A 7,065-nucleotide genomic window follows, 5' to 3' on the forward strand; every position below is an offset into this window, starting at 1 on the left:
GCGCCTTGGTGATTGGCCCTCACCCCTCGGCTCACGTTCAATGCCGAGAAGAGGCAATAAAAGTAGGTACGGAAGAGCCGCCACCGTTCTGGCCCCTCCTCCCCAATCCCTATTCCCTACCCCCCGCCTAGTTGTCTCTTCGCCTGCTCTGTGCTATGCTATATAGAACAAATTACTGTCGTAAGATCGGTTTTTATCGAATAGGTGCAACGATGACTATCACCGATCGCATGCTGACCGGCGCTATTGCCAACAATCCCGGCAATTACCATGGCGATGGCGAGTGGCGCTACTCGATTACCCAGCGCACCCTCTACTTCAGCAAAGCGGCCGCCCCCGATCCGCGCGATAAAGAGCCATTTTTCCCCTTGCCATCGTTAAATCCCGATGGTTCAGGACGGATGGAACGCGCGTTTCGCCAATTTATCCGCCGGCGTTGGCCGCCGAGCCGGTGCGCTGAATTAGAAAAGTTTGCCGAACGCAAAGGTTGGCATCTGGCGATGGAACTAAAGTATGGCGGCGGCGCGCTCGAAGACCACGAAGCCGCCGAATGGCAATATGTGGTCAACCGCGAATTGCAGCGGCTCGCCGCCGAAGTGCGGGCTCGCATCGCCGAACTCGAGGCGCAAGCTACCCAAGCTGACCCGACGCCTGCATCTGGTGGGTGAACGTCCACCCCAACCGGCGGTAGACCAACGTCGCCGTGATAGTATACGCCTCACCGGCGCGCGCCGTACCAATCAACGGCACCTCAGCCTCGAGCGCCTCGTCATCAACGGTGACACTCCCCGTCGCACCGCCGGCGCACTGGAGATCAAAGATCACATTGACTGGCCGGCTGCCGGCGCTATAGCCCCAACTCACGGTCGCATACACCGGCCCGATCCCGCTGAGGCTGGTAATCCGCAGATTGCGCAGCCGCGCCGGAATGATTGCGCCGCGCACCGTCATAATGGTCACCACCGCCCAAAACGAGAGCCAGAACCCGCGTTGCAAGGCTTTCGTGTTCATACGTGGATCTTCCTCTGCGCCGGATCGCGGTGCTGGCGGTAGAGGATCGCCGTGTGGCCAATGATTGCCACTAACATCGCTCCGGTCGTCGCCACTATTGTCTCGACCAACTCCTCTTTCATGTCTTTGTAGTCGAGAAACCGCAGTTTGATCAACTCGTGGGCATCGAGTTCTTGTTCAACCTTCGACAGAATGTTTTCGGTCAGGCCATGCTTGCCGATCATTACCGTGACCGGCAACGCATGGGCGAGGCGGCGCAGATGCGCGCGTTGGCTAGGAGTCATCGGGGAGCAACCTCCTCTACCGGGGCGGATGTGACATCATACCGGCCACGGAGATCATTCCAGCGCACCCGTAGCACATCGCGCAGGTTGCGCCACGAGTCGCGCAGCGGATTAACTTTGGTTTCCGCGCCGTAGCGCCACGTCACCGGAATCTCGGCGATCGGGTAGCCACGGCGTCGGGCAAGGAAGAGCAATTCGACATCGTACGCCGTCACAGCGGCGCCGCGCACGACCGGCGCATCATCGCCGTACATCCGCACCCGGCGGAAGAGATCGCGGGCCACGTCACGGCGCAGCGCCTTGAAGCCGCACTGTGTATCGTTGATCCCCCGCAGGGCCACAAGGCGAATGATCCCATTGAACACTCGGCCCATCACATGTCGGTACCACGGTTCGCCCTCGCGGGTCGCGCCAACCCCCTCACGGGAACCGATCGCAATCGGATAGCCAGCCTCAATCGCGGCGCGCAGCCGTGGCCATTCCTCAATCGGCACCGCTAAATCAGCATCACACAGCAAGATGATCGATCCACGCGCTGCGAGCGCCCCCGCACGCACCGCAAAGCCTTTGCCGCGATGATCGCAGCGCAATACGGTGACACCGGCGAAGGCTGCGGCAATCTCGGCGGTACGATCCTCGCTGCCATCATCGACGACGATCACTTCGCTGGCGTATGGTTCGGCGGCGAGAAAGGCCATAATCGCGGTGAGGGTCGCCGGCAGGCGCCGCTCTTCGTTGTACGCCGGGATCACAATGGACAAGAATGGTTCGTTGGTCATGATGTGCTCTGCGTAGGTGGCTGGCCGAGCGCTAGTGCAGCGACGACCGGCGCTGTTTCTTCGGGTAATGCGGAACGGCGCGATAGAAAGCGCGGCAACGCGCGCAAACCAGCCAACTGGCCCCGCAACCGCGCCCGCGCGGCTGGTTCGCGAACATGCAACAAGCTATGCAGGGCGAAACGCACCTGCGAGATCACTAGCGCCGGCCAATAGCGGCGCGCCAGCGGCGGCGGTATATTTTTCACCCATACGAGCGGAAAATTGCGCCCGCAATAATAACTGGCCAACGCGCCGCCGCCGCTGGCACTCAGCCGGTGGTAGACAACTGCGGTCGGGACAAAGATGGTACGCAGCCCTTTACGCCGCGCTCGCAGGTTGAGATCGACATCCTCGCAGTACATTACCAATTCTTCGTCAAAGACGTTACCATCTTCGGCCAGCAGTTCTAGTGCGCTGCGCCGGTATGCAGCCGCGCCGGCGCATGGGCCGAACACCTCGGTGTAAGCATCGTATTGGCCGCGATCGACTTCCCATACACCGCGATTGCCCGGTTCGCCGTTCAAGCGATAGAAATCACCTGCCGAATGCAACACCTCGCGCCGATCGAACAGACGCAGCTTCGCGGCAGCAAAGGCAAACTGCGGCCAGCGTTCGAGCGCGCCGATCAGCGCCTCTAACCACTTAGGGTCAGCTTCGGTATCGTTGTTGAGCAAGACCACAAAAGGGCGATCGGTCGCTGCTATCGCTGCATTCACCGCCGCCGCAAACCCGCGGTTCTGCGCCAAGGCCAACACCCGCATTTCTGGGTAGCGCGCCCGCACCAACTCAACCGAGTCGTCGGTACTCGCGTCATCAACCACCGTCACCACAAAATCACGCCGGGTCTGCGCGCGCAACGCGTCAAGACACATCGGCAGCAAAGCGCTGCCATTGTAATTGGGCACAATCACATCAATCATGGCAATGACGCTTCGCGGCGCAAGCGAGCAAGATAGGCTTCAAGCGCCTCTTGCCACGGACGGAAGGTAATGCCTAACGCTGCACCGGCCACATTGGCCAGCGGCGTATAGGGCGGCGGCGTGCTATCGCGTTGAAAATCGCGCAAGCGGATAGGGTGAAGCGGGGTGTCAATACCGGCGCGGCGCAGGATTTCAGCCGCAAACTCATAGCGTGAGCACATGCCATCGTTGACAAAGTGATAGGTGCCATAGTAATCAGTCGTGATCAACCGCGCCAAACCCGCCGCCACATCAGGCGCGTAAGTGGGGCTACCGATCTCGTCGGCCACCATCCGCAAGCCTCCAGCCGGCGAGTTGGCCGCTAACCGCAACACCGTGCGGACAAAATTGCGTTCGCCGCCAAACAGCCATGCCACCCGCACAATAAAATGGCGCGGCCACAACTCGCGTACGGCTTGCTCGCCGGCCAGTTTGCTCTGGCCATACGGATTGATCGGGCCGGTAGGATCATCCTCAAAATATGGCCGCCGGCCATCGCCGGCAAACACCTCATTGGTGCTGATATAGACCAGCGCCGCATTGATCCGGCGACAGCCAAGGGCCACGTAGCGCGTGCCCAAGCCATTGACCCGATAGGCCAGCAATGGATCGCGCGCGCACCCATCCACATTCGTGTAGGCGGCAGCGTGAATCACCACCTCGGCGCCGGTGGCCGCAATCTGATCGGCAGTGGCCGGATCAGCCAACTCAAGCTGGCCATGCCCCAACGGCGCCAGATCGTGTTGATCGGCGAGCGCGGCCATCACCGCCTGTCCTAATTGCCCATGCGCTCCGGTGATTGCAATCCGCAAGCTCTGGCTCCTTCTCTGCGCGTCACCGGCTTCACAGAGTAGCAGAAGAGCTGATTAGCGTCAACTCAACGTTCATCTAGGCCAACCATGACGCCACCCGCCCGTTCTTCCGCAAAGGGAATGCGGATTTCGACGCAGATGCCGGGCCGATCAGGGCGATTATGTATCTGGTAGCTACCGCCAACCGACAATACGATCCGCGCCACCTGCGCCAACCCTAGACCCATCCCTTCAACTTGGCCGGTAAAGCTGCGCTCGGCCTGATAGTACGGCTGCCAAATCTTGCGCAGTTGTTCGGGCGGCAAATGCACCCCATCATCGCAAACCAACAACCGCACCTGATCACGAACCAGATCAGCATCAACGCGCACCATCACCGCCGGGTTGCCTTTGGGATGAAACTTCTTTGCATTTTCACACAATTCCCACAACACCGTTTCAAGGCTACGCCGCGAAATCCGCAACCGCCGTGCATCGAGCGCAGGATCAAGATTGAGGCTGACAGTTTGCATCCCCAATTCTTGGCTGATCGCAGCGATCATGGCGGGCAGTTCAAACACCGTGCATGTATCAAGGTAGTGCGCATCACCGGGACTGCGCACATAGAGCAAAATATCATCAATTTCGCTTTGCAGCCGGTGCGCGCCACTAAGGGCAATAGCCGCAATGTTCCGCGCAATCGAGCGATCGAGCTGATCCATATTGTCGTGCAAGATGTTCAAGCCGCCAATAATACTGACCAGCGGCGTGCGCAGTTTATGCGAGATCGCGGTATGAAACGTCCACATATTGCGTTGAGTCGTGATTTGTTGCGTCACATCACGGATGGTCACGACAATTTGATCGTCAGCCGGATAGACGACTGCCGGCTCAACTTTGAGCCACTGTTCAGAACTGTGCAGCGTTTCAGGATGCACTAAGAAGCGCTGGATATCAACCGGCGCCGGCCACTGTTCCCATGCCTCGGATGGCGCCAACTGATACCGCTGAGCTGCTAGCGCGCGGAAGGGTCTGCTCGGCTGCTCGTCAGCCGTCAAGCCGAGGTATGCCCGGGCGCGAGGATTGGCGTAGGTAATCCGATCCTGCTGGTCAAGAATGAGGTATGCGTGATCTGATGTCTCGACCACCCACTCAAACCGCGCTCGCTCGGCATTCACGCGCGCCTGCTCTTGCAAGAGCCGGCGATACCGGTTCAAGCGCAATAAGGTATTAATCCGCGCTTGCAATTCACCGAGATCAAACGGTTTGGTGATAAACTCATCCGCGCCAGCCTCGAATCCGCGTATTTTTGCTTCGCGATCATTCAACGCGGTGATCATAACAATCGGAATCTGAGCCAACATCGGATCATCGCGCAACAATCGGCATACTTCAAACCCGTCAACATCTGGCATCATCACGTCGAGCAGAACCAGATCAGGCTGGTGTTGTTTTGCCAGTTGCAACGCCTGATCGCCGCGCTGCGCAGTCAGCAGACGGAGGTTGAAGGGGGCTATGGTGTCAATGAGCAGCGCGCGCATCTGCTCATCGTCGTCAACGATTAACACAGTATTTTGCTCCATGGTTATATCCTACCACGGAGCTCTTACCATTGGCATGACAAAATTGTGTATTTTCGGTCTAGGCATGGCTTAGATCGGGCCGACCTTGCCCCGCGTTGCGCGCACGATACTGAGCACTTCCTCATCGCTGAGCGGGTTGCCATTCTGTTCCCACCATTGCCGGTACCAACTGAGATTGGCAGTAAACCCGAGAATGACTTCATCACGATTCAATGGCGGCACTTTACGCCGTAATGCAGCTCGAACCTCTTGCCGTTCAGTCTCAGTCAATTCGGGTAACGATTCGAGAATCCGATCGGCGCGCAATAAAAATAATTCGCGCTCAATCGTCGGAAACTCCCCTGCGATCTGGCGAATATTGCCGAGATATGCAATCGTGCGTTGCCGCGGTTGCCCGCGTTCGTCACGGTAACTCTCGACAAGGTAGGCGTCGTAGAAATTGGTATTGGCAATCTCAGCGTTTTTGTGCCGCCGCACAACCCAGCGAATATACATAGCGCCGGCTCCTGTGCGAATATGCTTAAGCTTAGGATTAGACGATGTCGAAAGAGGCATGCCTGCACGGACAGGTCGATGGTGCTTTAGCCCTGCGATAAGCCAGCAGTCGCTCGCGCCGTCCTCTGTCTCAGCGAGGTGAATGCGCCTTCCGGTAGCAAGTTGATGATACGCCAAGATAAGACTTTTTATCTTGTTTGCCTATTATATCATGCAGCGCCAATTTTGGCATGGCTTTTTTGCTTGCAAGTCAAAAAATTGTCTGAAAAACACTTCTTGGCATACGACGAGCGGATGAGTGTTGGCAAGCTACATGCTCCCACTACCGCCAAAAACTGGTTGCCGCCCCTGATCAGGAGCGGCAACCGGTCAAGAACGCTGCGAAGCGCCTGCTAGCGCTGGATGATCGGCACCAGCACCCGATAGGTGAATTGCAGCGCCGGACTGTGCAAGGCAAACTCGTTGCGGCTGCCGCCAGCTTCGATCTCGACCAGCCAGTAGTGATAACTCACGTTTGGCTGGGCCGTGCGATCGAGCCATTGGTAGCTCGCGCCACCGCCGGCGCTGCCCTGCGCCGGGATCGGCGTCGCCACGATCTGCACCGCATCCGCCCGGTTGCCGCTCGCGCTACGCAAGATCACGAAGCCGAGCGTATCCCGTTCGCTGCCCGTCACCCAGCGTAGCAACACACCGTTGCTCTGCCGCTCGGCGGTGAAGCTGAGCAGCGTGATCGCGGTCGGCGGCGCGCGGTGGATGCCAGCCCACCAACTGAGGTCATCCCGGCCGCTAGTGAGCGTGAAGACCTGCGTGCGCTGCGTGTTCGGGTCAACATCGCTGTCGTGCCTGCTATCGCTACCCTGACCTTGCGGGCTAAACACCCATCCCGACGGCAAATTGAAGGTCAGGTAGTAGCTTCCCGGCGGCAAGTCGGTGAATAGGTAGCTGACATCATTGCCGGTCACGACCGTGCCAACCAGCGTGCCGTCAGACCGGTACAGTCTGACCGTGACCCCGCTGACGCCATCTTCACCCGACTCGGCAATGCCGTTGGCGTTGAGGTCGTTCCAGACCCGGCCGCCAATGCTGGCCGGCCGGAAGATGCCGAAGTCGATGGTCAGATTGCT

The 7,065-nt window shown here is 58.9% G+C and carries 9 protein-coding genes; 1 reads left to right on the forward strand and 8 read right to left on the reverse strand.

From position 1 onward, the window contains the following. Window positions 1-212 precede the first annotated feature (212 nt). On the forward strand, window positions 213-668 hold the full coding sequence (locus U9R81_RS03290; protein ID WP_322494099.1) for a hypothetical protein: 456 nt from the start codon (window positions 213-215) through the stop codon (window positions 666-668). On the opposite strand, the gene U9R81_RS03295 is transcribed toward U9R81_RS03290, so the two are convergent. From U9R81_RS03295 to U9R81_RS03330, 8 genes are all read right to left on the reverse strand, one after another. Then, window positions 631-1,011, reverse strand: a complete 381-nt coding sequence (locus U9R81_RS03295) for a hypothetical protein (RefSeq protein ID WP_322494100.1) — start codon at window positions 1,009-1,011, stop codon at window positions 631-633. The two genes, U9R81_RS03290 and U9R81_RS03295, sit on opposite strands and share 38 nt — an antisense overlap. Continuing rightward, a complete protein-coding gene (locus U9R81_RS03300; RefSeq protein ID WP_322494101.1) occupies window positions 1,008-1,295 on the reverse strand; it encodes a YhbY family RNA-binding protein in 288 nt (95 codons plus the stop codon). Before U9R81_RS03300 ends, U9R81_RS03295 begins: the two co-directional genes overlap by 4 nt. Next, entirely contained in the window at window positions 1,292-2,074 is a 783-nt protein-coding gene (locus U9R81_RS03305) for a dolichyl-phosphate beta-glucosyltransferase (RefSeq protein WP_322494102.1), read from the reverse strand. The genes U9R81_RS03300 and U9R81_RS03305 overlap by 4 nt, the downstream gene beginning before the upstream one ends. Further along, a complete protein-coding gene (locus U9R81_RS03310) occupies window positions 2,071-3,033 on the reverse strand; it encodes a glycosyltransferase family 2 protein (protein ID WP_322494103.1) in 963 nt (320 codons plus the stop codon). The genes U9R81_RS03305 and U9R81_RS03310 overlap by 4 nt, the downstream gene beginning before the upstream one ends. Further along, entirely contained in the window at window positions 3,030-3,884 is an 855-nt protein-coding gene (gene rfbD / locus U9R81_RS03315) for a dTDP-4-dehydrorhamnose reductase (RefSeq protein WP_322494104.1), read from the reverse strand. Before rfbD ends, U9R81_RS03310 begins: the two co-directional genes overlap by 4 nt. 65 nt (window positions 3,885-3,949) lie before the next feature. Next, window positions 3,950-5,446 carry a response regulator gene (locus U9R81_RS03320; protein WP_322494105.1) on the reverse strand — a complete coding sequence of 499 codons (1,497 nt, stop codon included), beginning with the start codon at window positions 5,444-5,446 and terminating at the stop codon, window positions 3,950-3,952. Window positions 5,447-5,515: 69 nt separating this feature from the next. Then, window positions 5,516-5,941, reverse strand: a complete 426-nt coding sequence (locus U9R81_RS03325) for a hypothetical protein (protein ID WP_322494106.1) — start codon at window positions 5,939-5,941, stop codon at window positions 5,516-5,518. Between the two features lie 392 nt (window positions 5,942-6,333). Further along, window positions 6,334-7,065 (reverse strand): SdrD B-like domain-containing protein (locus U9R81_RS03330; protein ID WP_322494107.1); only part of this gene is annotated, 732 nt, incomplete at its 5' end.

The sequence above is a fragment of the Chloroflexus sp. genome, from assembly GCF_034435895.1.
Taxonomy (GTDB): Bacteria; Chloroflexota; Chloroflexia; order Chloroflexales; family Chloroflexaceae; genus Chloroflexus.

Coding starts and splice junctions, on each gene's coding strand:
- U9R81_RS03290 (WP_322494099.1), top strand. CDS start 213: ATGACTATCACCGATCGCATGCTGACCGGCGCTATTGCCAACAATCCC.
- U9R81_RS03295 (WP_322494100.1), bottom strand. CDS start 1,011: ATGAACACGAAAGCCTTGCAACGCGGGTTCTGGCTCTCGTTTTGGGCG.
- U9R81_RS03300 (WP_322494101.1), bottom strand. CDS start 1,295: ATGACTCCTAGCCAACGCGCGCATCTGCGCCGCCTCGCCCATGCGTTG.
- U9R81_RS03305 (WP_322494102.1), bottom strand. CDS start 2,074: ATGACCAACGAACCATTCTTGTCCATTGTGATCCCGGCGTACAACGAA.
- U9R81_RS03310 (WP_322494103.1), bottom strand. CDS start 3,033: ATGATTGATGTGATTGTGCCCAATTACAATGGCAGCGCTTTGCTGCCG.
- U9R81_RS03320 (WP_322494105.1), bottom strand. CDS start 5,446: ATGGAGCAAAATACTGTGTTAATCGTTGACGACGATGAGCAGATGCGC.
- U9R81_RS03325 (WP_322494106.1), bottom strand. CDS start 5,941: ATGTATATTCGCTGGGTTGTGCGGCGGCACAAAAACGCTGAGATTGCC.